Source organism: Microbacterium neungamense (genome assembly GCF_024971095.1).
In the GTDB taxonomy this organism is placed as follows: Bacteria; Actinomycetota; Actinomycetes; order Actinomycetales; family Microbacteriaceae; genus Microbacterium; species Microbacterium neungamense.
The window spans coordinates 998,226-1,020,903 of the sequence record NZ_CP069717.1; the positions used below are offsets into that span (position 1 = coordinate 998,226).

Annotated in this window: 22 protein-coding genes and 2 pseudogenes; 14 read left to right on the plus strand and 10 right to left on the minus strand. The window is 71.0% G+C overall.

All coding sequences use genetic code 11. The features are described 5' to 3' along the window. Positions 1-321: 321 nt before the first annotated feature. On the minus strand, positions 322-2,454 hold the full coding sequence (locus JSY13_RS04705; protein WP_259607872.1) for a S9 family peptidase: 2,133 nt from the start codon (positions 2,452-2,454) through the stop codon (positions 322-324). Between the two features lie 157 nt (positions 2,455-2,611). On the opposite strand from JSY13_RS04705, the pseudogene JSY13_RS04710 reads away from it, so the two are divergent. From JSY13_RS04710 to JSY13_RS04725, 4 genes and pseudogenes are all read left to right on the plus strand, one after another. Further along, positions 2,612-3,934 (plus strand): annotated as a pseudogene (locus JSY13_RS04710) (inorganic phosphate transporter). Further along, positions 3,931-4,263, plus strand: a complete 333-nt coding sequence (locus JSY13_RS04715; protein WP_259607873.1) for a peptidase — start codon at positions 3,931-3,933, stop codon at positions 4,261-4,263. Before JSY13_RS04710 ends, JSY13_RS04715 begins: the two are co-directional and overlap by 4 nt. A gap of 67 nt (positions 4,264-4,330) precedes the next feature. Beyond that, complete coding sequence (locus tag JSY13_RS04720) at positions 4,331-5,248, plus strand: phosphodiesterase (RefSeq protein WP_259607874.1); 918 nt, start codon at positions 4,331-4,333, stop codon at positions 5,246-5,248. A 54-nt stretch (positions 5,249-5,302) separates the two neighbouring features. After that, positions 5,303-6,763, plus strand: coding sequence for an aspartate ammonia-lyase (locus tag JSY13_RS04725; protein WP_259607875.1), 1,461 nt, complete (start codon positions 5,303-5,305; stop codon positions 6,761-6,763). A gap of 113 nt (positions 6,764-6,876) precedes the next feature. On the opposite strand, the gene JSY13_RS04730 is transcribed toward JSY13_RS04725, so the two are convergent. After that, positions 6,877-7,746, minus strand: coding sequence for a fumarylacetoacetate hydrolase family protein (locus JSY13_RS04730; protein ID WP_259607876.1), 870 nt, complete (start codon positions 7,744-7,746; stop codon positions 6,877-6,879). A gap of 287 nt (positions 7,747-8,033) precedes the next feature. On the opposite strand from JSY13_RS04730, the gene JSY13_RS04735 reads away from it, so the two are divergent. Continuing rightward, complete coding sequence (locus tag JSY13_RS04735; protein ID WP_259607877.1) at positions 8,034-9,119, plus strand: PrsW family intramembrane metalloprotease; 1,086 nt, start codon at positions 8,034-8,036, stop codon at positions 9,117-9,119. Between the two features lie 157 nt (positions 9,120-9,276). On the opposite strand, the gene JSY13_RS04740 is transcribed toward JSY13_RS04735, so the two are convergent. Together JSY13_RS04740 and JSY13_RS04745 are read right to left on the minus strand one after the other, a co-directional pair. Further along, a complete protein-coding gene (locus JSY13_RS04740; protein WP_259607878.1) occupies positions 9,277-9,999 on the minus strand; it encodes a cache domain-containing protein in 723 nt (240 codons plus the stop codon). 34 nt (positions 10,000-10,033) lie between these two features. Continuing rightward, positions 10,034-10,831 (minus strand): FadR/GntR family transcriptional regulator, encoded by a 798-nt coding sequence (locus tag JSY13_RS04745; RefSeq protein WP_259607879.1) that lies wholly within the window; start codon positions 10,829-10,831, stop codon positions 10,034-10,036. Between the two features lie 113 nt (positions 10,832-10,944). Between JSY13_RS04745 and JSY13_RS04750 the strand changes: the two genes are divergently transcribed. The 5 genes from JSY13_RS04750 (at position 10,945) to JSY13_RS04770 (ending at position 15,417) form a co-directional block, all read left to right on the plus strand. Next, positions 10,945-12,015 (plus strand): ABC transporter ATP-binding protein, encoded by a 1,071-nt coding sequence (locus JSY13_RS04750; protein ID WP_259607880.1) that lies wholly within the window; start codon positions 10,945-10,947, stop codon positions 12,013-12,015. Between the two features lie 54 nt (positions 12,016-12,069). Beyond that, complete coding sequence (locus tag JSY13_RS04755) at positions 12,070-13,260, plus strand: extracellular solute-binding protein (protein WP_259607881.1); 1,191 nt, start codon at positions 12,070-12,072, stop codon at positions 13,258-13,260. A 76-nt stretch (positions 13,261-13,336) separates the two neighbouring features. Beyond that, complete coding sequence (locus tag JSY13_RS04760) at positions 13,337-14,164, plus strand: ABC transporter permease (protein WP_259607882.1); 828 nt, start codon at positions 13,337-13,339, stop codon at positions 14,162-14,164. A 7-nt stretch (positions 14,165-14,171) separates the two neighbouring features. After that, positions 14,172-14,984, plus strand: a complete 813-nt coding sequence (locus tag JSY13_RS04765; protein ID WP_259607883.1) for an ABC transporter permease — start codon at positions 14,172-14,174, stop codon at positions 14,982-14,984. Positions 14,985-15,048: 64 nt separating this feature from the next. Further along, positions 15,049-15,417, plus strand: a complete 369-nt coding sequence (locus JSY13_RS04770) for an FKBP-type peptidyl-prolyl cis-trans isomerase (protein WP_259607884.1) — start codon at positions 15,049-15,051, stop codon at positions 15,415-15,417. Positions 15,418-15,445: 28 nt separating this feature from the next. On the opposite strand, the gene JSY13_RS12535 is transcribed toward JSY13_RS04770, so the two are convergent. Both JSY13_RS12535 and JSY13_RS12540 read right to left on the minus strand, forming a co-directional pair. Continuing rightward, positions 15,446-15,964, minus strand: a complete 519-nt coding sequence (locus JSY13_RS12535; RefSeq protein ID WP_336297722.1) for a hypothetical protein — start codon at positions 15,962-15,964, stop codon at positions 15,446-15,448. Positions 15,965-16,031: 67 nt separating this feature from the next. Further along, positions 16,032-16,541: pseudogene (locus tag JSY13_RS12540) on the minus strand (MFS transporter); the annotation flags it as partial. A 208-nt stretch (positions 16,542-16,749) separates the two neighbouring features. On the opposite strand from JSY13_RS12540, the gene rpsO reads away from it, so the two are divergent. After that, positions 16,750-17,019 carry a 30S ribosomal protein S15 gene (rpsO, locus tag JSY13_RS04780; protein ID WP_259607885.1) on the plus strand — a complete coding sequence of 90 codons (270 nt, stop codon included), beginning with the start codon at positions 16,750-16,752 and terminating at the stop codon, positions 17,017-17,019. 53 nt (positions 17,020-17,072) lie between these two features. On the opposite strand, the gene surE is transcribed toward rpsO, so the two are convergent. After that, positions 17,073-17,855: a 5'/3'-nucleotidase SurE gene (gene surE, locus JSY13_RS04785; protein WP_259607886.1), complete on the minus strand. Its 783-nt coding sequence runs from the start codon at positions 17,853-17,855 to the stop codon at positions 17,073-17,075. Then, positions 17,852-18,331, minus strand: a complete 480-nt coding sequence (locus JSY13_RS04790) for a hypothetical protein (RefSeq protein WP_259607887.1) — start codon at positions 18,329-18,331, stop codon at positions 17,852-17,854. Before JSY13_RS04790 ends, surE begins: the two co-directional genes overlap by 4 nt. Here JSY13_RS04790 and JSY13_RS04795 point away from each other — a divergent pair. Next, positions 18,318-18,491, plus strand: coding sequence for a GntR family transcriptional regulator (locus JSY13_RS04795; RefSeq protein ID WP_259607888.1), 174 nt, complete (start codon positions 18,318-18,320; stop codon positions 18,489-18,491). The genes JSY13_RS04790 and JSY13_RS04795 overlap by 14 nt on opposite strands. Before the next feature lie 24 nt (positions 18,492-18,515). Here JSY13_RS04795 and JSY13_RS04800 read toward each other — a convergent pair whose 3' ends face one another. Continuing rightward, positions 18,516-19,520 carry an isopenicillin N synthase family dioxygenase gene (locus tag JSY13_RS04800; protein WP_259607889.1) on the minus strand — a complete coding sequence of 335 codons (1,005 nt, stop codon included), beginning with the start codon at positions 19,518-19,520 and terminating at the stop codon, positions 18,516-18,518. Positions 19,521-19,578: 58 nt separating this feature from the next. Then, complete coding sequence (locus JSY13_RS04805; protein WP_259607890.1) at positions 19,579-20,700, minus strand: acyltransferase family protein; 1,122 nt, start codon at positions 20,698-20,700, stop codon at positions 19,579-19,581. 122 nt (positions 20,701-20,822) lie between these two features. Here JSY13_RS04805 and JSY13_RS04810 point away from each other — a divergent pair, with 122 nt between their 5' ends. Together JSY13_RS04810 and JSY13_RS04815 are read left to right on the plus strand one after the other, a co-directional pair. Next, the gene (locus tag JSY13_RS04810; RefSeq protein WP_336297709.1) at positions 20,823-22,022 is read left to right on the plus strand and encodes an LLM class flavin-dependent oxidoreductase; all 1,200 of its coding nucleotides are present in this window, start codon (positions 20,823-20,825) and stop codon (positions 22,020-22,022) included. Position 22,023: 1 nt separating this feature from the next. Continuing rightward, positions 22,024-22,668, plus strand: a complete 645-nt coding sequence (locus JSY13_RS04815; protein WP_259607892.1) for an FMN reductase — start codon at positions 22,024-22,026, stop codon at positions 22,666-22,668. Positions 22,669-22,678 lie beyond the last annotated feature (10 nt).

The window sequence follows — 22,678 nt, forward strand, 5'->3', positions numbered from 1 at the left end:
GCGCAGCCGGGAGCGGGAGACGCCGGATGCCTGCGCTTCGGATACCGCGAACGGCCGACCGGTCAAGTGCTCGGGAAGGGGCTCAGCTCGGGTCATCCTTCCATTCCGCAGCATTCCTCACTGCTCCGCCGCCTCGGATGCCGGTGATGGTGGAGAACCCGAAAGCGATCTGGAATGTGCAGGAAGACCGGTCTGTCACACGAACGGCGGTATCGCGCCCCGTCCACCTACCACAGCCGTGACAGGCTGGCCGGGCCGGTCACAGGAACGGCGGCATCCGGGAGCCGGAGCCCGCCACTCCTGCGACACGTCGCACGCGCGCTACGGGGCGACCGGCGGCACCGGCTCGGCGTCGGCGAGGCCGAGGACGTCGAGCATCCAGGCCAGCTCGAACGCCCGCTCCCGCCACGCGTTGTAGCGCCCGCTGACGCCGCCGTGACCGGCGGACATCTCGCACTTCAGCAGCACGTCGGCGGCTCCCGCCTCGCGCAGCCGCGCCACCCACTTCGCCGGCTCCACGTACAGCACCCGGGTGTCGTTCAGCGACGTCATCGCGAGGATGCGCGGGTATGCGACGCCCTCCCGGACGTTCTCGTACGGGCTGTACGACTTCATGTACGCGTACACGTCCGGGTCGTGCAGCGGGTCGCCCCACTCGTCCCACTCGACCACCGTGAGCGGCAGCGACGGGTCGAGGATGGAGGTGAGCGCATCGACGAACGGCACCGCGGCGAGGATGCCGGCGAAAAGCTCGGGCGCGAGGTTGGCCGCCGCGCCCATGAGCAGCCCGCCCGCCGAGCCGCCCTCGGCGACCATCCGCTCGGGAGTGGTCACCCCGGCAGCCACGAGGTGCCGGGCGCAGGCGATGAAGTCGGTGAAGGTGTTCTTCTTGTTCAGCAGCTTGCCGTCCTCGTACCAGCTGCGGCCCATCTCGCCGCCGCCGCGCACGTGCGCCACCGCGAACACCACGCCGCGGTCCAGCATCGACAGCCGCATCGCGGAGAACCCCGGGTCGATCGAGTGCTCGTACGAGCCGTACCCGTACAGGTGCAGCGGGCGGGGCTCCTCACCGGGCTCGCCGAAGGCGCGGTTCCACACCAGCGAGATCGGCACGCGGCTGCCGTCCGGCGCCTCCGCCCAGTCCCGGCGCTGCCCGTACGCGGCGGGCTCGTAGCCGCCGAGCACCGGCTGCTGCTTGCGGATGTGGCGCTCGCCGGTGGCCACCTCCAACTCCAGCACGGTCGCCGGGGTCACGAACGAGCCGTACCCCATGCGCAGGAACGGCGCATGCCACTCCGGGTTGCCGCTGAAGTACGCCTCGTACAGCGGCTCGTCGAACGACACCTCGTCGATGCCGCCGGTGCGGTAGTCGAGCAGCGCCGCTCGGGCCAGGCCCTCCCTGCGGTACTCCACCGTCGCGAAGTCGCGGAAGCAGTCCACCTCGAGCAGCCGACGGCCCGGCACGTGCGGCAGGATCACCGTCCGCTCGGCCTGCGGGTCGGATGCCGGCACCGACACCAGCTCGAAGTCCAGCGCCCCGTCGTTGTGCAGGATCAGCAGCCGGTCCTCGCCGTCGACGACGGCGTGGTCCAGGGAGTACTCCACGCCCTCCCGCCGCGGCCAGACCACGCGCGGCGGCGCGGTGAGATCGGAGAGGTCGACCAGCAGCTCCTCGCTGGTGATCTTCGAGCCCAGCCCGATCACGAGGTACCGGCGGCTGCGGGTGATGCCGGCGCCGAGCCAGAACCGCTCGTCCGGCTCGTGGAACAGCTTCACGTCCTCCGCGATCGAGGTGCCGAGCCGGTGCAGCCACAGCGTGTCCGGCCGCCACGCCTCGTCGCGCGTCGTGTACAGGACCGCACGCCCGTCCGGGGTGAAGAACGCCTGCGCCGTGTTCGGGATCTCGTCCGCCAGGCGCTCGCCGGTGGTGAGGTCGCGGACGTGCACCGTGTACACCTCGGAGCCGTCGAAGTCGGTGGACCACAGCAGCATCCGGCCGTCGTCCGACACGTCCATCGCGCCGAGGGCGAAGAAGTCGTGCCCCTCGGCCTCCGCGTTCCCGTCCAGCAGCACCTGCTCACCGGGGACCGGCACCCCGGGCTCGAGCACCGGCGGCGTCCAGTCGTCGCCGCGCGCGGCGGTGCGGCAGTGGATGCCGTACTGCGCGCCCTCCTCGGTGCGGCCGTAGTACCACCAGTCGCCCTCCCGGGTGGGGACGGACAGGTCGGTCTCCAGGACCCGGCTCTTCACCTCCTGGAACAGCCGCTCGCGCAGCGGCTCGAGGTGGGCGGTGCGCTCCGCGGTGTACGCGTTCTCCGCCTCCAGGTGCGCGATCACCTCGGGGTCGTCCTTCGCGCGCAGCCACTCGTACGGGTCGTCCACGCTGTCTCCGTGGTGCGTGCGGGTGCGGATGCGGCGTGCGGCGAGCGGGGGAGTCGGGCGGGAGTCGGTCACCCGTCCACGCTACCGGAGGCGAGTTGACCGTGACCGGGCGGGGTGCGCCCATTCAGTGGGCCCGTAAACGGATGCTTAACCCACGGTGAACTCTTCGTTCGTCACGCCGAGATCCTCGGCACACCCCCCTCCCTTGCAGTCTCAACGAAAGCGAACGGTGGAAACCGCAGCCCTCATCGTCGTGCTGGTGATCCTGCTGGCACTCTTCTTCGACTTCACGAACGGCTTTCACGACACGGCGAACGCCATGGCGACCCCGATCGCCACGGGCGCACTGAAGCCGAAGACCGCCGTCCTGCTGGCGGCCGTGCTCAACCTCGTCGGCGCGTTCCTGTCCACCGAGGTCGCCAAGACGATCTCCGGAGGCATGATCCGCGAGGACGAGATCGCGCACGCGCTGCTGCCCTCGCTGATCTTCGCCGGTCTCATCGGCGCGATCACCTGGAACATGCTCACCTGGCTGCTCGGCCTGCCCTCCAGCTCGTCGCACGCCCTCTTCGGCGGTCTCATCGGCGCCACCCTCGTCGGCGTCGGCCTGTCCGGCATCGACTTCGGCGTCGTGATGTCCAAGGTGGTGCTGCCGGCGGTGCTGGCGCCGCTGACCGCGGGGCTGATCGCGTTCGTGGTGACGAAGATCGCGTACGCCGCCACGCGCCGCTACGACGGCAAGCCGGACGGCCGCTCCGGGTTCCGATGGGGCCAGATCTTCACCTCCTCGCTGGTGGCGCTCGCGCACGGCACGAACGACGCCCAGAAGACGATGGGTGTGATCACGCTGGCGCTGATCACCGCCGGCTGGCAGTCCTCGGCCCACCACGAGCCGCAGCTGTGAGTGATCGTCTCGGCCGCGACCGCCATCGCCCTGGGCACCTACCTCGGCGGCTGGCGCATCATCCGCACGCTCGGCAAGGGCCTCACCGACGTCAAGCCCGCGCAGGGCTTCTCGGCCGAGAGCGCCACCGCCGCGACCATCCTCGCCTCCAGCGCCCTCGGCTTCGCGCTGTCCACCACCCAGGTCGCCTCCGGGTCGGTCATCGGCTCGGGGCTGGGCCGCCGCGGGTCGACCGTGCGCTGGGCCACCGCGGGGAGGATCGGCATCGGCTGGCTGCTGACCCTGCCGGCCGCGGGCGCCGTGGGCGCGGCCGCGGCGATGCTCGTGGTCTGGTGGGGCAACGCCGGCGTGGTCGTCGACGCCGTGCTGGCGCTGGTGGTCATCCTCGGCCTGTACCTGTTCTCCCGCCGCAACGCCGTCACCCACGCCAACGCCATGAGCGACGTGGCCGAATCCGCGCTCGCGGTCGAGCTGCCCGAGAACCCGCCGCCCACGCGCCGGCAGCAGCGCATCATGGAGGCCAAGGCGCGCGCGAAGGCGAAGTCCGACGCGAAGGCGAAGAAGAAGTCGGATGCCGAGGCGGCGAAGGCCGCCAAGCGGAAGTCCGCCGAGGACGCCGCCGATGCGAACCGGGAGGGCGGGCGATGAACGTCGAGATCGACTGGGGTGCGTTCGTCCTGGTGTTCGCCGCCGCGCTGATCGGCGCGGTCGCCGTCGTGTTCTTCTACGCGCTCGGGCTGCGGATGCTCGTGCGCAGCGGACGGGTGCCGGTGGTGAGCCCGGCGGAGTTCACGGATGCCATCACGGTCGTCTCCGAGAAGGAGGCGCGCAAGGCGGCGAAGCAGGCGGCCAAGGCCGCCCGGAAGAACCCGCTCACCGAGGGGCAGAAGCGGCTGGCGTACACGGCCGCGGTGGCCTGCTTCGGCATGTGCGCGGTCGCGGTGATCGGCGGCATCCTGCTGATCGTGCTCGGCTGAGCCGCCCGGGACGGGGCGCGCGGCGCGCGAGCGCACCGGCGTCCCCGCGCGTCCGTAGGCTGGGCGCATGCACGATCTGCCCTCGTTCGGCCGCCACGCCCCGGCATCCCACACGATCGTTCACCTCAGCGACCCGCACTTCCTCGCCGGCTCGGCCCGGCACCCGGGCGGGGCGGACACGGATGCGAACCTCGGCCGCACCCTCGACGCGGTGCGACGCGTGCATCCGCATCCGTCCGCGATCGTGGTGACCGGAGACCTCACCGACCTCGGCGAGCCGGACGCATACCGGCGGCTGCGCGGGATGCTGGAGCCGGCGGCCGCCGAGCTGGCCTGCCCGCTGGTGTGGGTGGCGGGGAACCACGACGAGCGCCCCGCGCTGCGCGCCGGGCTGCTGGACGCCCCCGCCACGGAGGAGCCGGTGACCGGCGTGTGGGACCTCGACGGGCTGCGGCTCATCGCCCTCGACACCAGCGTCCCCGGCTGGCATCACGGCGACCTCGACGAGGGGCAGCTGCGCTGGCTGGCCGACCAGCTGCGCACGCCGGCACCGCACGGGACGCTGCTGGCGATGCACCACCCGCCGCTGCCGGCGCACGTGCCGCTGTTCGACATCCTCGAGCTGCGGCACCAGGACGAGCTGGCCGATGTCATCCGGGGCACCGACGTGCGTGGCATCCTGGCCGGGCATCTGCACTACTCCTCGACCGGCATGTTCGCCGGGGTGCCGGTCAGCGTCGCCTCCTCGACGTGCTACACGATGAACGTCGCCCGTCCCGCCGCGGAGGTGAACGGGATGGATGCCGCGCAGGCGTTCCAGCTGGTGCACGTCTATGCCGACACGATCACGCACACGGTGGTGCCGGTCGTCGAGGCGGCGACGGGGGAGTTCTTCACCGAGGAGTGGCTGCGCGCCATGGCCCGGCTCACCCCGGAGCAGCGGCTGGAGGCGTTCTCGCGCAAGCCGCCCCGGGGAAGCGCGTAGACTGGAGGGGATCCCCCGTCTCCTGTACCCGCCACCACCCCACAAGGAAGTGACATGGCCGCCGACGCGCCTGCCCCGACCCGTACCGAGACCGATTCCCTGGGAAGCATGGAGATCCCCGCCGAAGCGTACTGGGGGATCCACACCGCCCGCGCCGAGGCGAACTTCCCCATCACGAAGCGCCCGATCTCGGTGTATCCCGACCTGATCCGCGCCCTGGCGATGGTGAAGCAGGCCAGCGCCCGCGCCAACAAGGAGATCGGCGTACTCGACGCCGAGCGCGCGGACCTCATCGACCACGCCGCCCAGCGGGTCATCGACGGCGAGTTCCACGACCAGTTCATCGTCGGCGTGATCCAGGGCGGCGCCGGCACGTCGACCAACATGAACGCCAACGAGGTCATCACGAACATCGCGCTCGAGATGGCCGGCCGCCAGAAGGGCGACTACGCCTACCTGTCGCCGATCGACCACACCAACCGCAGCCAGTCGACCAACGACGTGTACCCGACCGCGATCAAGATCGGCCTGTCGCTGACGCTGCGCTCGCTGCTGGACGAGCTCGACCTGCTGCGCAAGTCGTTCCTGTCCAAGTCGGAGGAGTTCCACGACGTCCTCAAGGTCGGCCGCACCCAGCTGCAGGACGCCGTGCCGATGACCCTGGGCCAGGAGTTCCACGGCTTCGCCACGACCCTCGGCGAGGACCACAGCCGCCTCACCGAGAACGCCTGGCTGCTGTACGAGATCAACATGGGCGCCACCGCCATCGGCACCGGCATCACCACGCACCCGGACTACGCCGCGGCCGTGCTGAAGCACCTGCGCGAGATCACCGGGCTGGACCTGGTCACCGCGACCGACCTGGTCGAGTCGACCAGCGACACCGGCTCGTTCATGTCGTTCTCCTCGTCGCTCAAGCGCAACGCGATCAAGCTGTCGAAGATCTGCAACGACCTGCGTCTGCTCTCCTCCGGTCCGCAGGCCGGCCTCGGCGAGATCAACCTGCCCGCCAAGCAGGCGGGTTCGAGCATCATGCCGGGCAAGGTGAACCCGGTCATCCCCGAGGTGGTCAACCAGGTCGCGTTCGCCGTGGCCGGCGCGGACCTGACCGTGACGATGGCGGTCGAGGGCGGCCAGCTGCAGCTGAACGCCTTCGAGCCGGTGATCGCGCACTCGATCTTCCAGTCGATCACGTGGATGCGCCAGGCGATGTGGACGCTGCGGGTGAACTGCGTCGACGGCATCACCGCGAACCGCGACCGGCTGGGCGCCATGGTCGGCGCCTCGGTCGGCGTCGTCACCGCGCTCACGCCCTTCATCGGCTACGCGGCGGCGGCGGCCCTCGCCAAGACGGCGCTGCTGACGAACCGCAACGTCGCCGACCTCGTGGTCGAGGCGGGGCTGATGACCCGTGAGGAGGTCACCAAGCAGATCTCGCCGGCGCGCCTGTCGGGCCTGGAGACGGTGACGGCGGCCATCCCGGTGATCGCCGCCGAGGATCTGCCGCAGAACTGAGGACGAGGAAGGCGCCCTCCCGTGCATGCGGGAGGGCGCCTTCTGCTGTCGTGGCGCGGCCGGCGCGGCGGGCCGCTCGGATGCGGCGGGCGGCTCGGATGCGGCGGGGCGGGTCAGTCCAGGATGCGGCAGTGCGTGGTCAGCTCGCCGATGCCGTCGATGCCGACGGTGACCGTGGACCGGTCGCGCAGGAAGATCTGCGGGTCGCGCGAGTAGCCGGCGCCGCCCGGGCTTCCGGTGGAGATCAGGGTCCCGGGAAGCAGGGTGATCGAGGTCGACAGGTGGGCGATCAGCGTGGCCACCGAGCGCACCATCTGCCCGGTCGTGGAGTCCTGCACGGTGTGCCCGTCGACGACGGTCCAGATGTGCAGGTCCTGCGGGTCGGGGATCTCGTCGGCGGTCACCACGACCGGCCCGGTGGGGGTGAAGCCGTCGAACGACTTGCAGCGCGACCACTGCGCCTCGGCGAACTGGATGTTCCGCGCGGTGATGTCGTTCACGACCGTGTAGCCCCACACCGCGTCGAGCGCGTCGGCGGCGTCGACGTCCTTGGTGGGGACGCCGATGATCACGCCCAGCTCGGCCTCGTAGTCGACGTTCTCGCTGAGGGCGCGCGGCCAGGACGTGGTGCCCTCGTGCCCGGTGAGCGAGTTCGGCCAGAGCGTGAACACGGTGGGAGCGGTGTCGGTCTTCAGCCCCAGCTCGCTGGAGTGGGCGGCGTAGTTCAGGCCGACGGCGAGCACCGCGGGCGGCGCCAGCACGGCGGAGGCGAATCCGAAGCCGTCGAGCGGATGCCGCGGCGCACCGCCCTCGGAGACCGCGGACCGGATGCGGGCGAGCAGCTCGTCGCCGCCCTCGATCAGCTGCTGCAGCGTGGCGGGGGCGGGGTCGACGAGGTCGGAGACGAGGATGGCGTCCAGTCCGTCGACGACGGCGAGCCGGATCGAATCGGATTCTGGAGCGCGCAGATGGGCGAAACGCATCCTTTTACGCTACCGGCCGGTGCGCGCGGTGCGCGGTAGGCGACCTCTAGGCTTTTGCCATGAGTCTTGGAGGACAGCCCCCGTCGTACTCCCCGCCACCCGGAGGGTCCCCGTACTCCCCGCCGCCGGCCGGAGGGTCCGGACACACGCCTCAGTCGGGAGGGTCCGCGTACGCGCCCCCGTCGGCAGGGTACGCGCCTCCTCCGCCGCAGTCCTTCCCGACCGCGCTCGCCCAGCCGCTGGTGTACACCCCGCCGCCCCCGCAGGCCCCGGCACCGGCCCCGGCGATGCCCGCGCTGCCGATGCCGGTGCGCAAGGGGCGCACCGCCTCGATCTGGCTGTTCGGCGTGCTCGGCTTCCTGCTGCTGCTGCTGATCGCCTACTTCGTCCTCGCGCTCGGCCCCGGCGCGTCCGTCGTGGGGCTCATCCTGGCGATCATCCCGCTGGCGATCGTGCTGCTGGGGATCCGGCTGATCGACCGATGGGAGCCGGAGCCGCGGAGCCTGATCGTGTTCGCGGTGGCGTGGGGAGCCGTCGCCTCGGTGGGGCTCACCCTGCTGATCGACCTCGCCCTGGCGGTCGGCGTCGGCATGCGCTCGGAGTTCTTCAGCGCGGTGATCCAGGCGCCCGTGGTGGAGGAGATCACCAAGGGCGCCGGCCTGCTGATCATCTACCTGATCGGCCGTCGCGCGTTCGACGGCCCGGTGGACGGCATCGTCTACGGCGCCCTCGTCGGCGCCGGGTTCGCGTTCACCGAGAACGTGCAGTACTTCGCGGTCAGCCTGATCGAGGGCGGCGTGGTGCAGCTGACGATCACCTTCGTCCTCCGCGCGCTGATGTCGCCGTTCGCGCACGCCATGTTCACCGCGCTCACCGGCTTCGCGATCGGCCTGGCGGCCCGACGCGGCGCGAACGGCGGGGGAGTGCTGGGCGCCGCGGCGGTCGGCGCCGTCGGGGCCATGGCGCTGCACGCGTTCTGGAACGGCTCCTCGCTGCTGGGCGACTTCTTCGCGCTCTACCTCACCGCGCAGGTGCCGCTGTTCGTCGGGTTCATCCTCGCGATCATCGCCCTGCGCCGCGAGGAGGCGCGGCTGACCCGGGAACGGCTCGGCGACTACGCGGCCGCCGGTTGGTTCACCCCGGAGGAGGTCACCATGCTCGCCACCCCGGCCGGGCGCAGGATCGGGATGAAGTGGGCCGCCGGTCTCCGCGGCGATCGCCGTCCGCTGATGCGCTCGTTCATCAAGGACGCCGCGGCGCTCGCGGCGGTGCGGCAGCGGGCGATGCACGGCCGGGACGTGCACGCCGCAGCGGACGAGCAGGCGCTGCTGATGCGGATGCGGGCGACGAGGGCGGCGCTGCTGGCGTACTGATCCGGCGAGAGCGTCCGGACGGAGGTTTCGACTCGCTGCGCTCGCTCACGTGCGATCCTCGTGTCAACACTCAGCGCCCGGTGCTGCGGCATCGCCTGCAGGTCGACCGGGCGCTGAGTTGGCTTGTACCCAGGGTGCACCCGGTCCGCGCCGGGTGTCAAGAGCCGGATGCCCCGGAGTCCTCGACGATGACGTCGAGCGCGACGCCCGCGCAGTGGATGCGGGGGAGGTCGGCGAGGCGGCTGCCGCGCACGGAGTCCCCGGTCGCGCAGCGCGGGTCGGTGGACACGACCACGCGCCCGACGCCGTTCGTGAGGGTGACCTGCTGGCCGAGGGCGGCGAAGCGCGGGGTGAGCTCGCGCTCCACCTCGGAGACGAGCAGGTCAAGGCCGGCGACGCCGATCCGGGTCCCGTCGACCGTGGCCGGCACGGCGATCGTGATGGTGTACTCGTCGCTGCACAGGTAGTCGACGTACGGCCCCGCCACGTGCGGCGCGCCGGTCGCCATCGGCACCCGGTACCACTCCAGCTCGCTGTAGTCGATGTGCTCCTTGTTCACCGACTGGGACGCCAACACGAGCTGCCGCCGGTCCTCGCCCTGCCACCAGGCCAGATGGCTGTGCGCGTCGGCGAGCAGATCGATCGCCGCGATGAACCCCGCCCCGTACACGGGGACGTCCTCGAGGTCGAGCGTGCGCAGGGCGTACGGCTCGACCAGGTCGTCGATCTTCGCCCGGGTCAGCGGCCCGGTCCGCTGCAGTTCGGCGACGCGCTCGGCGAACGGCTCGACCCAGCCGGAGAGCATCCGGATCGGGGAGCCGAAGTACCGGGTGACGATCTCCGCTGCGGCGCTCGCCGGGGCGGTGGTGGTCCTGCTCATCGCGTCCTCCTGTGCACGTCGATGGGGGCGCGGGTCATCGCGGCTCCGCGGCGACCCGGGTCTGGATCTGGATCAGGGCGTCGATCGCGTCGGCAACCATCTGCTCGGTGCGCCGGCCGGCGTCGTCGGCGTCCCCGGCCTCGACCGCGTCGATGATGCCGCGCAGCGCCTCGGCGCGCCGCCGCAGCCCCTCCTCGTCGGGCGCCACCAGGCGCAGGAACGGGGAGAACTCGGCCTGCAGCTTCATCTGCTCGCGGGTGAGCCGGGCGGACTGGCTGAGCGAGACGAGCTCGACCTGCACGTCGTCGAGCAGGCGCAGCTGCTGTTCCGCGTCGAGCTCGTGCATCCGCTCGAGCCGGCCGCGCACCTGCGTCGTCTCACTCGGGTCCGCGCGCCGCGCGGCCAGGCGGATGGCGGCGGAGGTGATCGCGCCGTAGTGCGCGCCCATGTCGCGCAGCGCGAGCCGGGAGCTGCTGAGCACGGCGTCGCGGGCGTGGGCGAGGGGATCGGCGTCGTCGGCGACGAAGCTGCCGCCGTTGCGGCCGCGCCGGGTCACGATGAGGCCGCGTCCGCGCACCGCGAGCAGCGCCTCGCGCACGGTCACCGGTGCCACGCCGAAGCTGCGGGCGAGCTCGGACTCCGACGGCAGACGCTCCCCGGCGCGCAGGTGCCCGCGGGTGATCGCCTCGACGAGCCTGCGCTCGACGAGCTCGGCGCGGCCCTCGTCGCCGATCGGCTGGAAGACGGCGCCCTGGATGCGGTGCGGCTGCCGGGACCGGCCGTCACCGGACCGGTGCGGGCGCGCTCCGGAGGCGGTGGTCAGCGGGTCCATGGGCCGATTCTTCCATCTCGCGGGACGGTTCGCGTCGAAGAGTTGAAATATGTCCTACGGTTTTATAGGTTTAGCAGACCTTCCGCGTTCGAGGATGATCCGAGGAGACCGAGATGACGACCGCAGCCCCCGCCGCGCAGCCCGCGAAGGACGCCGAATCCGTCCAGGGCAGCGTCTCGCTGCAGAAGCTCACCAAGTCGTTCGGCGACTTCACCGCGGTGCGCGATCTCGACCTCGACGTCGCGCCGGGGGAGTTCCTCTCCATGCTCGGCCCGTCCGGCTCGGGCAAGACCACGGTGCTGCGGGTGATCGCCGGTTTCGAGTCCGCCACCTCCGGCACGGTCCGCCTCTCCGGCGTGGACGTCACCCGAGTGCCGCCGCATCAGCGCCACGTGAACACCGTGTTCCAGGACTACGCGCTCTTCCCGCACATGACCATCGCCGAGAACGTCGGCTACGGGATGCGGGTGCGCGGGACGGCGAAGGCGGAGCGCGTCACGCAGGTGCAGGAGGCGCTGCGCCGGGTGCGCCTCGACCACCTCGCCGACCGGCTCCCGCACCAGCTCTCCGGTGGGCAGCGGCAGCGGATCGCCCTCGCCCGCGCGCTCATCCTGCGGCCGCAGGTGCTCCTGCTGGACGAGCCTCTCGGCGCCCTGGACAAGCAGCTGCGCGAGCACATGCAGATCGAGCTGAAGCAGATCCAGCGCGAGGTCGGCATCACGTTCATCTTCGTCACGCACGACCAGGAGGAGGCCCTGACCCTGAGCGACCGCGTCGCGGTGTTCAACAACGGCCGCATCGAGCAGGTCGGCAGCGCCCGCGAGGTGTACGAGAACCCGCAGACCGAGTTCGTGGCACGCTTCCTCGGCCTGTCCAACCTCGTCGAGGCCGGTCTCGCCGAAGAGCTCACCGGTGACCGGCGCACCATGAGCATCCGTCCCGAGCGTGTCCGGCTGCTGCCCACGGACGCCCCGCTCCCGGACGGCGACGTGGGGCTGGCCGGCACGATCCGGGAGATCGTGTACACCGGCCCCGCCACCCGCTACCTCGTCGCGGCGGATGCCGGCATGGAGATCATCTCCGAGCAGCCGAACGCCCACGATCCCGCCGCCGGAGCGTCCCTCCGCCGCGGCGACCGAGTCCGGGCCGCGTGGACCCCAGCCCACGCGGCCCGGCTTCCCTGAGGATCGACGCCGATCCCGTCCCACACCAGAAGCACGATCACGAAGGAGCGATCCATGCGCAGGAAGATCATCGCCACGGCGATGGCGGCGACCGCCGCCCTCGCCCTGTCCGCCTGTTCCGGCACCGCCGAAGGCGGCACGCCCGAGGGCGACGGGCAGCTGAAGATCGAGGTCCCCGACATCCCCATGATCGAGGAGCTCGGCGAGAACGAGAAGGAGGTGAACATCATCGCCTGGTCGGGCTTCGTGGAGCCGGCCTGGAGCGACGAGTTCACCGAGCTGACCGGATGCACGGTGAACCGCCGCGTCGCCGGGACCAGTGACGAGATGGTGCAGCTGATGCGCACCGGCGACTACGACCTCGTCTCCGCCTCCGGCGACGCCAGCCTCCGGCTGATCGCCGGCGGCGACGTGCAGCCGCTGAACCTGGATCTGATCCCGAACTTCGGCGATGACATCGTCGAGGGCATGAAGGGGCAGATCTACGACACCATCAACGGCAAGTCCTACGGCATCCCGATCGGCCGCGGCGCCAACATCCTGCAGTACAACAGCGAGGTCGTCACCGAGGAGCCCACCAGCTGGGACGTCGTCTGGGAGAAGGACAGCCCGTACGCCGGCAAGGTGACCGCCTACGATGCGCCGATCTACATCGCCGACGCCGCCGTCTACCTGATGGCGCACCAGCCCGAGCTCGGCATCGAGAACCCGTACGCGCTGGACGAGAAGCAGCTGGCGGCGGCCGTCGACCTGCTCAAGCAACAGAACGAGATCGTCTCCGAGTACTGGTCCGACCCGGCCGCGCAGATCACGTCGTTCGCCGGCGGCACCACCGTGGTCGGCACCTCGTGGGAGGTGCTGCGCAAGCTCACCCAGGACGAGAAGTTCAAGAGCGTGCTGCCCGAGGAGGGCTCGACCGGCTGGTCGGACGCCTGGATGCTCGCGGCCGAGGCGAAGAACCCGAACTGCGCGTACGCGTGGATGGACTACGCCTCCTCTCCCGAGGTGAACGGCGCGATCGCGATGAACTTCGGCATGGCCCCGGCCAACGCCGCGTTCTGCGAGACCAGCGCCGAGGCGAAGGCGCACTGCGACTACTACCACGCCACCGACGAGGAGTACTTCAAGAAGGTGTGGTTCTGGACCACTCCGATCGAGCAGTGCATCGACGGACGCGACCCGGAGGAGGTCACCTGCACCAACTTCCAGCAGTGGACCGACGCCTGGATGAGCATCAAGGGCTGAACACCTGCGCCCGGGGCGGGACCGCGTCCCGCCCCGGGCTCCCCACCACCACACGAGCACCGACACGAGGACCGACATGAGACGCCGCATCCGCATCGCGGGCTTGCTGGCCCTGCCGATGACCTGGCTCATCGGGATCTACATCTTCTCCCTGGTGATGCTGCTGGTGACCGCGTTCTGGGTGACCGACCCGTTCACCTCCAAGGTGAAGCCCGGCTTCACGCTGCGCAACTTCGAGCAGCTCATCGCGAACCCGGCCTACCTGTCCACATCGCTGCGCACGCTCGGCATCGCCCTCGGCGTCACCGTGCTGTCGATCGTGATCTCGGTGCCGCTGGGCATCTTCATGGCGAAGGTCGCCTCGCCGTGGCTGCGCGGCGTGCTCGCGGTCTCGATCACGCTCCCGCTGTGGGCGGGCTACCTGGTGAAGGTGCTCGCCATGCGGATCACCTTCACCGAACAGGGCTTCTTCAACTGGCTGCTCGCACCGTTCGGGCTGCACGGCCCCGGCTTCACGCTGGTCACGGTCGTGATCACCCTCACCTATCTCTGGCTGCCGTACATGGCGGTGCCGGTGTACACCGCCATCCGCCAGCTCCCGCCGAACCTGTTCGACGCGTCGGCCGACCTCGGCGCCGGATCGTGGCGGACGATCCGCACCGTCGTGCTGCCGCTGATCAAGCCGGCGATCATCGCCGGGTCGGTGTTCACCTTCTCCCTGAGCCTGGGCGACTACCTGGTCGCCAAGTTCGTCGGCGGGGACACCCAGATGATCGGCAGCGTCATCGCCTCCAACATCAACCTGAATCCGCCGCTGGCGGCGGCGTTCTCGCTGGTGCCGATCGCCTTCGTCGTCGTGTACCTGGTGAGCGTGCAGCGCACCGGCGCCCTGGAAAGGATGTGAGCGGATCATGCTGAGGCCGTCCCGCACCGCGAAGGTCATGCTCGGCGTCGTCGTCGCGCTCATCCTCGCGTTCCTGTACGTGCCGCTGCTGCTGGTCGTGCTGAACTCGTTCAACGCCGCGCGGATCGCCAGCTGGCCCGTGGCGGACTTCTCCCTGGAGTGGTGGGGGAGGGCGTTCACGAGCCGCCCGGTGCGCGACGCGCTGGTCAACTCGCTGCTGGTCGCCGCCGGCGCCACCGTGATCGCCGTCGTCCTCGGCACGCTGGTCGCCTTCGCGCTCCAGCGTCATCGCTTCTTCGGTCAGCGCGCCGTGAACCTGCTGGTGGTGCTGCCGATCGCGCTGCCCGGCATCGTCACCGGCGTCGCGCTGAACAACACCTACAACCAGATGCTGGAGCCGATCGGCGTCCAGGTCGGGTTCTTCGGGATGATCATCGCGCACGGCACCTTTTGCATCGTGATGGTGTTCAACAACGTGCTGGCGCGGCTGCGCCGGCTGAACCCGAGCATCGAGGAGGCCTCCACCGACCTCGGCGCCACGCCCTGGCAGACGTTCCGGCTGGTCACCTTCCCGCAGTTCCGCAGCGCCCTGGTGGCCGGGGCGATCCTCGCCTTCGCGCTCAGCTTCGACGAGGTCTACGTGACGATCTTCACCGCCCCGCCCGGGGTGGACACGCTGCCGCTGTGGATCATGAACCAGATGGCGCGGCCGAACGAGGCGAGCGTGGTCAACGTGGTCGCCACGGTGGTGATCCTCGCCTCCTTCATCCCGGTCTGGGTGTCGCAGCGGCTGGGGCGCGACGTGACCGAGCGGGACTGACGATTTCGCGTTCAGCGGAGGCCCCGCGTTGACCGCGCCGCCGCGGCTCGGGTTGGATGGAGGCATGACTGATCGCACAAAGCCCGAGTTCGACGCGCCGACCGGCCCCGCCCCCGCGGACCTCGTCGTCCGCGACATCATCGTCGGCGACGGCCCCGAGGCCAAGCCGGGCGACACCGTCACCGTCCACTACGCGGGCGTCGAGTACGACTCCGGCGAGGAGTTCGACTCCTCGTGGGGCCGCGGCGAGACCATCCAGTTCCCGCTGCGCGGGCTCATCCAGGGCTGGCAGGAGGGCATCCCCGGCATGAAGGTCGGCGGGCGCCGTGAGCTCACCATCCCGCCGCACCTGGCCTACGGCCCGGCCGGCGCCGGTCACTTCCTCTCCGGCAAGACCCTCATCTTCATCATCGACCTCGTCTCCGTCGGCTGACGGAGGCCTTCGCAGAGCCCCGGGCCCGTCAGGGCTCGGGGCTCTCGGCGTCGTAGCCGGCGAAGCGCGGGTTCAGCCGGGCGAGCACCGCCACCAGCACGATCACGACGAACCCGCCGAGCAGCGGCGGGAACCAGAGCGCGGTGACCGTCGCCAGCGCGCCCGCGTACAGCGCCCCCACGCGCGGACCGCCGGCGACCACGACGATGAACACGCCCTGCAGACGCCCGCGCATGGCATCCGGCACCCCGGCCAGCAGCACGGCACCGAACACGGCGATCGCGGCCCCGTAGGCCTGCACCGCCCTGGCGATGCCGCGGCCGTGCCAGCGGTACTGCACCACCCGGCCCGACATCAAACTGGACAGGAACGTGCCGACCGCGACGGCCGCGGTCAGCGCGCCCGTCGTGATCGCCCCGCCGCCGAGCAGCACCGTGCCGAGTGCGGGGAACAGCGCCAGAGGCTGGCCGAAGGTCATCGCGATCAGATCGAGCACGTACTGCATCCGGATGTTGCGCGCGCGGCGCAGGAAGCGCCACCCGTCCACGAGCGATGCCAGACCGGGGCGGACGATCTCGCCCTCGGGGCCGCAGCGCCGGCAGCGTCCACAGCCCGAGGAACATCGACAGCATCAGCAGCACGTCGATCGTGTACGTCCAGCCGTCCCCGGTGAGCGCCACCAGGACGCCGGCGACAGCAGGGCCGACCATGACGGTCAGGCCGAAGGCCACGCCGTTCAGGGCGGAGGCGGCGGCGAGCATCTCGCGGGGGATGAGCCGCGGCACGATCGCGGTGCGGGTCGCCATGCCCACCGAGTTGGCCGCCGCGATGATCATGCTCAGCGCGTACAGCCACCAGATCGTCTCCAGGCCCGTCCAGGTGAGCGCGGCCAGCAGCGTCGTCGCGGCGAACGCCACCGCCGCGGCGAGCAGGGCCACCCGTCGCCGGTCGAACGCGTCGGCGAGCATCCCGCCGTACAGCCCGGCGAGGACCATGGGAACCAGCCCGGCGACGGCGATCATCGACACGGCCAGGCTGCTGCCGGTGAGCGCGAACACGTGCAGCATCACCGTGACGATCGTGAGCTGGCCGCCGATGCCGGCCAGCGACGAGCCGATCCACATACGGGCGAAGGCCGGCGAGGCGGTGAGCGGAGTGAGATCGATGAGATGCCCGCGGGAGAACTGCACCCCTCGAGGCTATCGGGGCGGTGCGGCCGCGGCCGTCACGGCTGGTAGACTCGTTCAGTTGCCGTTAGATCGGCCGCGGATAAAGAGAGCCTGCGCAACCGGCGTCGGGCACCGCGCAACAAGCAGAGAGGGGATCGAATCCATGGCACTGGAAGCAGACGTCAAGAAGGCGATCATCGAAGAGTACGCGACGCACCCCGGTGACACCGGATCCCCCGAGGTGCAGGTCGCTCTGCTGACGCAGCGCATCAAGGACCTCACCGAGCACCTGAAGGACCACAAGCACGACCACCACTCGCGCCGTGGCCTGTTCCTGCTCGTCGGTCAGCGCCGTCGTCTGCTCGGCTACCTCCAGGACATCGACATCGAGCGCTACCGCTCGCTGATCGAGCGCCTGGGGCTGCGCCGATAAGACAGACAGGACGACCAGCGTTCATCGCGCAAAACGTTCTTGAGAAGGCCGCCTCACGGTGTGGGGCGGCCTTCGTCGTCGCCGGCGGACTCGGCGGTCTCGTAGCCGACGGGGCGGTGCGAGACCGGCTCGATGCCGGTCAGCGTCGCCCAGCCCTCCGCCAGCAGCGCGGCATCCGTTCCCGGCAGCGGCTCGTTCGGCAGATCCTCCACCGCGAGCCGGATGTGTCCCACGCCGCGCTCGCTCAGCGTGGTCTGCACGATGCCGAAGGGCGCCAGCGGCGCCTCGCGGATGCCCCGCGGCGCGTCGGTGTTCGGCACGTTCAGGTTGAGCACGGCGCCCTCCTCGAGCCGGGAGAGGAACGGCAGCAGCGTCATCGCGACCCCCGCCGCCGTCTCCCAGGCGAAGGACGTCGGATGCATCCCGACGTCGAGCGAGACCGCGAGCGCACGGGCGCCGTTCAGCCCGCCGGTGAGGGCCGCCCCCACCGTGCCTGAGTGCAGGATGGCGCGTCCGACGTTCGCCCCGTGGTTGACGCCGCTGAGCACGAGGTCCGGCGGATCGCCGAAGGCGCCGTGCGCGGCGATCAGCGCGATCAGGCCCGGCCCGCCGCGGACCGCGAACGCGGGGACGTCCTCGAGGCCGTCGAGCCGGCGCCGGTCGACCGCGATGCGACCGCCCTCCTCGCCGGCAACGATCGAGGCGCTGGTGCCGCTGGACTGCCGCTCGGGGGCGGCGACCGTGACCTCGAGCCCGTGCGCCACGGCGGCCCGCGCGAGCACGGCGAGGCCGGGGGCGTCGATGCCGTCGTCGTTCGTGATCAGCGTGCGGGTCATCGGGGGTCCCCGTCCTCGCGGCGGCCGTCGTCGGCGAGCGAGGCCAGCTGATCCGGGCTGAGATGCGGCATGTCGCCATCGGGTTCGCGCAGCACCCGCGTGCGCACGGCCCCGCGCAGGCGCTCGATCGCCTCGGTGTCGCCGGTGCCGAGGCCGTGACGGGTCACGTTCAGCGCCCCGGCGGCCGCGCCCAGGGTCACCGCGTGGCGCAGCGGTTCGCCCAGCGCGAGCCCGACGCACAGTCCGGCGGTCAGGGAGTCGGCGCCGCCGCGCCGGTCGTGCACGTACGCGGCGCCGAACCCCTCCCGTTCCACCGCGATGACCGAGAAGCCCTCCTGCTCCAGCAGGCTGCGCACCACCCGGCCGGTCTCGCCGGTGAGCACGCTGCACAGCGTGACCGAGGCGCCCAGCCGGCGCATCATGCGGGCCTGCCAGATGCCCTGACCGCCGGCGTGGACGTGGATGTTCCGCCTCACGCAGAGCGCGCGCGAGCAGGAGCATGCGCTGGAGCACCGGCAGCTCTTCGACGCGATCGCCGCCGGACGCCCCGAGCTCGCCGCCGCCCAGGCGTTCGCGCACATCGAGCTGGCGCGCGAACCCATCATCCGCGCGCTCGCCGAAAAGCTGGGCTGGTGAAGCCCGCCCGCCGGCGACGCGCGCTCAGGCGGACGCGCCGACGAGATCGGGGTGGTGGACGGCTGCGACGTCCGGGTGCGCCCGCAGTCGGGACTTCAGCGCGTTCTCGCCGTAGAGGGCGTGGATCGGGTTGGCCGGGTCCGCGGTCACGCCGCGGGCCTGGGCGGCCAGCTCCGGCGGCAGTGGGATCGGCGGGAGGCGCTGGTCCAGGGCCGGGTTGAAGAAGAACGGGATCGAGATCCGGTCCTCGGGTGCACGCGGGGACAGGACCCGGTGGTTCGTCGCTCGCAGGTAGCCGCCGGTGGCGTGCTCGAGCAGCTCGCCGATGTTCACCACGAACGCGCCCGGCACCGGCGGGGCGTCCACCCAGGCGCCGTCGCGCTCCACCTGAAGGCCGCCCTTGCCCGGCTCGACCCACAGCAGGGTGAGCACGCCGGAGTCCTTGTGCGCGCCCACGCCCTGCTGCGGCTCCGGCGCGTCCGTGCCGGGATAGCGGACGATCTTGATGAGCGTCGACGGCTCGCCGAAGTGGCGGTCGAAGTACGACTCCTCGGCGCCCAGGGACAGCGCCCAGGCGCGCAGCAGCCGCCGGGACACGGCGGAGAGCGCGGCGTGCCACTCCTCGACGACTTCGCGCAGCCCGGGCTGCGCGGCCGGCCACAGGTTCGGTCCGATCAGCCGGTTGTACGCCGGGCCGCCGGTCACCGGCTCGCGTTCCGGGCCGATGTCGATCTGCTCGCGCCAGTCCACCCTCCCCTGGGTGCGCTCGCCGCCGATGCGCGTGTACCCCCGGAAGTGCGGGCTGCGCACGTTCTCGATCGCGAGCTTGTCGTCCTCGGGCAGGGCGAAGAAGTCGCGGGCGGCGCGGTGCAGCCTCTCCTCGAGCGCGGCGGGGACGCCGGTGCCGGTGAGGTAGAAGAAGCCGACGTCCCGTGTCGCCGCGCGCAGCGCCTCCCGGAACGCCGCTGCGGCGGACGGGCCGCGGTCGAGCTCCGACAGGTCGAGGACGGGGAGCGTGAGATCTGCCATGCCGGAACGCTACGCGCCGCACGGCGGGGGCGGGCGACTGTTGCGCCGCGTTACCCGGTCAGCTCCGGCGCGAGCCGGTCGGGTCGCTGCGGTGGTCCTCGGCGGAGGCGAGGGTGCGGTCGGCGAACATCCAGCGCGGCCGCGGCTCGATCAGCGGCCGGAACACCGTGCGCACCGGCCTCGTGGCCAGCACGAACGCGGTGAACACCGAGAGCAGGGTGACCAGCGGCAGCCAGAGCCAGGTGGGGTCGAGCCCGCGCAGCACACCGGACTCGCGGAACGGATACAGCACGAAGGAGTGCAGCAGGTAGACGTACATCGTGTACTGGCCGAAGCGGGTCCACCGCCGCGTGCTGCGTGGGATCAGGGCCAGGAACGCCGCGCTGAGCACGATCGCCAGCGCCATCAGGCCCAGCCGCAGGCCGCCCGCCCACCACTGCTCGCCGCCGAGGTCGGCGTACGAGTCCTCGTAGAAGAGCCAGTGCCGCAGGTCGATCTCCTGCCATGTGGGCAGCCACAGCCAGCACACGAACGCCCAGCCCGCGAGCACCGCCACGGCGGCGACGCGCACCCACCACGGGCGGTGGTCGATGAGGCCGAAGCGCCGCACGATGTCGTGCTCGCGCAGCCACCAGCCCAGGGTGAAGAAGAAGAGCAGCCCGAGGGTGCGCGACAGCGAGAAGGTGCTGTCGACGTTGCCGAGATAGCCCACCCCGATGGAGATCGCCAGCGCCCACAGCAACGGCCAGCGCAGCAGCGCCAGGTAGGGCAGCACGAGCCGGAAGATGCCGAGGGCGAGCAGGAACCACAGGGTCCAGGACGGCTGGGTGAGGTTCGGGTCGGCGCGACCCTCGACCAGCCACTTGGTGAGCGTCCAGAGCATCTCGAAGATGACGTAGGGCACCAGGATGTCGGTGATCACACGTGCCATCTGGCGCCGGGTCGGGCTGCCGGACTTGGAGAAGTAGCCCGAGATGATCGCGAACGCCGGCATGTGGAAGGCGTAGATGCTCAGGTAGAACGCGTACGCGACGTCGGAGTCGTAGATGAGGCGCTGGATGCCGTGGCCGAGGACGACCAGGACGATGCACGCGAAGCGCGCGTTGTCCCAGAACGGGACGCGCCGCCGCGGGCGGGGGAGAGGGCCGGTGGCCGGCGGATGCTGCGCGGCGCTGCTCATCCCTCCACGGTACCGGCGGGAATAGAGTTGCGTCTTCCGCGTTGTACCAGATACATTCACCTGAATAGAAGCGGATGCCTGCGGCATCCCGAGCGGAGAGAACAGTGAACGAGCACAGCGCCATGCAGTTCGGGCTCATGTCGGTCAGCGACATCACCCGCGACCCGACCACCGGCGTCACCCCGAGCGAGCGCGAGCGGATCCAGGCGACGGTGACCATCGCCACGCACGCCGAGGAGGCCGGGCTCGACGTCTTCGCCATCGGCGAGCACCACAACCCGCCGTTCTGGTCGTCCAGCCCCACCACGTTCCTGGCGTACGTGGCCGCGCAGACCGAGCGGATCATCCTGTCCACCTCCACGACCCTGATCACCACCAACGACCCGGTGCGGATCGCGGAGGAGTACGCGATGCTCCAGCACCTCTCCGGGGGTCGGATGGACGTGATGATGGGCCGCGGGAACACCGGTCCGGTGTACCCGTGGTTCGGCAAGGACATCCGACAGGGCCTGCCCCTTGCAATCGAGAACTATGCGCTGCTGCACAAGCTGTGGCGCGAGGACGTCGTCGACTGGGACGGCAAGTTCCGCACCCCGCTGCAGGGCTTCACGGCGACGCCGCGGCCGCTGGACGGCGTGCCTCCGTTCGTGTGGCACGGGTCCATCCGCACCCCGGAGATCGCCGAGCAGGCGGCCTACTACGGCGACGGCTTCTTCGCGAACAACATCTTCTGGCCGAAGGAGCACTACCAGCGTCTGATCGGGCTGTACCGCCAGCGCTACGCGCACTACGGTCACGGCACCCCGGAGCAGGCGATCGTGGGCCTCGGCGGCCAGGTGTTCATGCGCGCGAAGTCGCAGGACGCCGTCGACGAGTTCCGCCCATACTTCGACAACGCCCCGGTGTACGGCCACGGCCCGAGCCTGGAGGACTTCACCGAGATGACGCCGCTGACGGTGGGCTCCCCGCAGCAGGTGATCGACCGGTACGCCGCCATGCGCGACCACTTCGGCGACTACCAGCGTCAGCTGTTCCTGCTGGATCACGCCGGTCTGCCGCTGAAGACCGTGCTGGAGCAGATCGACATCCTCGGCACGGAGGTCGTCCCGGTGCTGCGTCGGGAGCTGGCCAAGGGTCGCCCGGCGGACGTCCCGGACGCGCCGACCCACGCGGCCCGGGTGAAGGCGGTCTTCGGCGACGGTCCCACCCGCGAGGCGCGCCCGTCCGCGAACCGCGGCGACAACCTCACCGCGGGCTCGCCCTACCAGGACGCGCCGCCCGCCTCCGGCGCCGCATTCGGCCTGAGCCGGAAGGAGGCGTGAGATGAGCGAGCGCCGCATCGCCGTGGTCTCGGCCGGCCTGTCCAACCCCTCGTCCACGCGGATGCTGGCGGACCGCCTGGCGGCGGAGACCGCGCGCTTCCTGCGCGAGCGCGACATCGCCGTGACGGTGGACGTGATCGAGCTGCGCGACCTCGCGCACGACATCACGAACAACCTGCTCACCGGCTTCGCACCGCCGGCCCTGGAGTCGGCGATCAACACGGTCGTCTCCGCGGACGCGCTGATCGCCGTGACCCCGATCTTCTCGACGAGCTACTCCGGGCTGTTCAAGTCGTTCATCGACGTGCTCGACCCCGACGCGCTCACCGGCACGCCCGTTCTGATCGGCGCGAACGCCGGGACCGCGCGGCACTCGCTGGCCATCGACTACGCGATCCGCCCGCTGTTCACCTATCTGCACGCCGAGCCGGTGCCCACCGGGGTTTTCGCCGCGTCCAGCGACTGGGGCGCGAACGCCGACGACGTGGCGCCGCTGAGCGCCCGCGTCGAGCGCGGCGCCCGCGAGCTGGCCGAGGCGGTCGCCCGCCGCGAGCCGGTGCGGGATGCCGACCCGTTCGACCCGGCGACCTACCTCGGTGAGGGGAAGTCGTTCGGTCACCTGCTCGGCGGTCTCGCGGGGGAGTGATCGGGCGCGG

What these genes read in the sequence shown, in the direction of transcription:
- JSY13_RS04760 (WP_259607882.1), top strand. Translation starts at nt 13,337, where the DNA reads ATGAGACGCCGCATCCGCATCGCGGGCTTGCTGGCCCTGCCGATGACC.
- JSY13_RS04725 (WP_259607875.1), top strand. Translation starts at nt 5,303, where the DNA reads ATGGCCGCCGACGCGCCTGCCCCGACCCGTACCGAGACCGATTCCCTG.
- JSY13_RS04805 (WP_259607890.1), bottom strand. Translation starts at nt 20,700, where the DNA reads ATGAGCAGCGCCGCGCAGCATCCGCCGGCCACCGGCCCTCTCCCCCGC.
- JSY13_RS04730 (WP_259607876.1), bottom strand. Translation starts at nt 7,746, where the DNA reads ATGCGTTTCGCCCATCTGCGCGCTCCAGAATCCGATTCGATCCGGCTC.
- JSY13_RS04815 (WP_259607892.1), top strand. Translation starts at nt 22,024, where the DNA reads ATGAGCGAGCGCCGCATCGCCGTGGTCTCGGCCGGCCTGTCCAACCCC.
- rpsO (WP_259607885.1), top strand. Translation starts at nt 16,750, where the DNA reads ATGGCACTGGAAGCAGACGTCAAGAAGGCGATCATCGAAGAGTACGCG.
- JSY13_RS04740 (WP_259607878.1), bottom strand. Translation starts at nt 9,999, where the DNA reads ATGAGCAGGACCACCACCGCCCCGGCGAGCGCCGCAGCGGAGATCGTC.
- JSY13_RS04735 (WP_259607877.1), top strand. Translation starts at nt 8,034, where the DNA reads ATGCCCGCGCTGCCGATGCCGGTGCGCAAGGGGCGCACCGCCTCGATC.
- JSY13_RS04800 (WP_259607889.1), bottom strand. Translation starts at nt 19,520, where the DNA reads ATGGCAGATCTCACGCTCCCCGTCCTCGACCTGTCGGAGCTCGACCGC.
- JSY13_RS04770 (WP_259607884.1), top strand. Translation starts at nt 15,049, where the DNA reads ATGACTGATCGCACAAAGCCCGAGTTCGACGCGCCGACCGGCCCCGCC.
- JSY13_RS04810 (WP_336297709.1), top strand. Translation starts at nt 20,823, where the DNA reads ATGCAGTTCGGGCTCATGTCGGTCAGCGACATCACCCGCGACCCGACC.
- surE (WP_259607886.1), bottom strand. Translation starts at nt 17,855, where the DNA reads ATGACCCGCACGCTGATCACGAACGACGACGGCATCGACGCCCCCGGC.
- JSY13_RS04715 (WP_259607873.1), top strand. Translation starts at nt 3,931, where the DNA reads ATGAACGTCGAGATCGACTGGGGTGCGTTCGTCCTGGTGTTCGCCGCC.
- JSY13_RS04755 (WP_259607881.1), top strand. Translation starts at nt 12,070, where the DNA reads ATGCGCAGGAAGATCATCGCCACGGCGATGGCGGCGACCGCCGCCCTC.
- JSY13_RS04745 (WP_259607879.1), bottom strand. Translation starts at nt 10,831, where the DNA reads ATGGACCCGCTGACCACCGCCTCCGGAGCGCGCCCGCACCGGTCCGGT.
- JSY13_RS04795 (WP_259607888.1), top strand. Translation starts at nt 18,318, where the DNA reads ATGTTCCGCCTCACGCAGAGCGCGCGCGAGCAGGAGCATGCGCTGGAG.
- JSY13_RS04765 (WP_259607883.1), top strand. Translation starts at nt 14,172, where the DNA reads ATGCTGAGGCCGTCCCGCACCGCGAAGGTCATGCTCGGCGTCGTCGTC.
- JSY13_RS04720 (WP_259607874.1), top strand. Translation starts at nt 4,331, where the DNA reads ATGCACGATCTGCCCTCGTTCGGCCGCCACGCCCCGGCATCCCACACG.
- JSY13_RS04750 (WP_259607880.1), top strand. Translation starts at nt 10,945, where the DNA reads ATGACGACCGCAGCCCCCGCCGCGCAGCCCGCGAAGGACGCCGAATCC.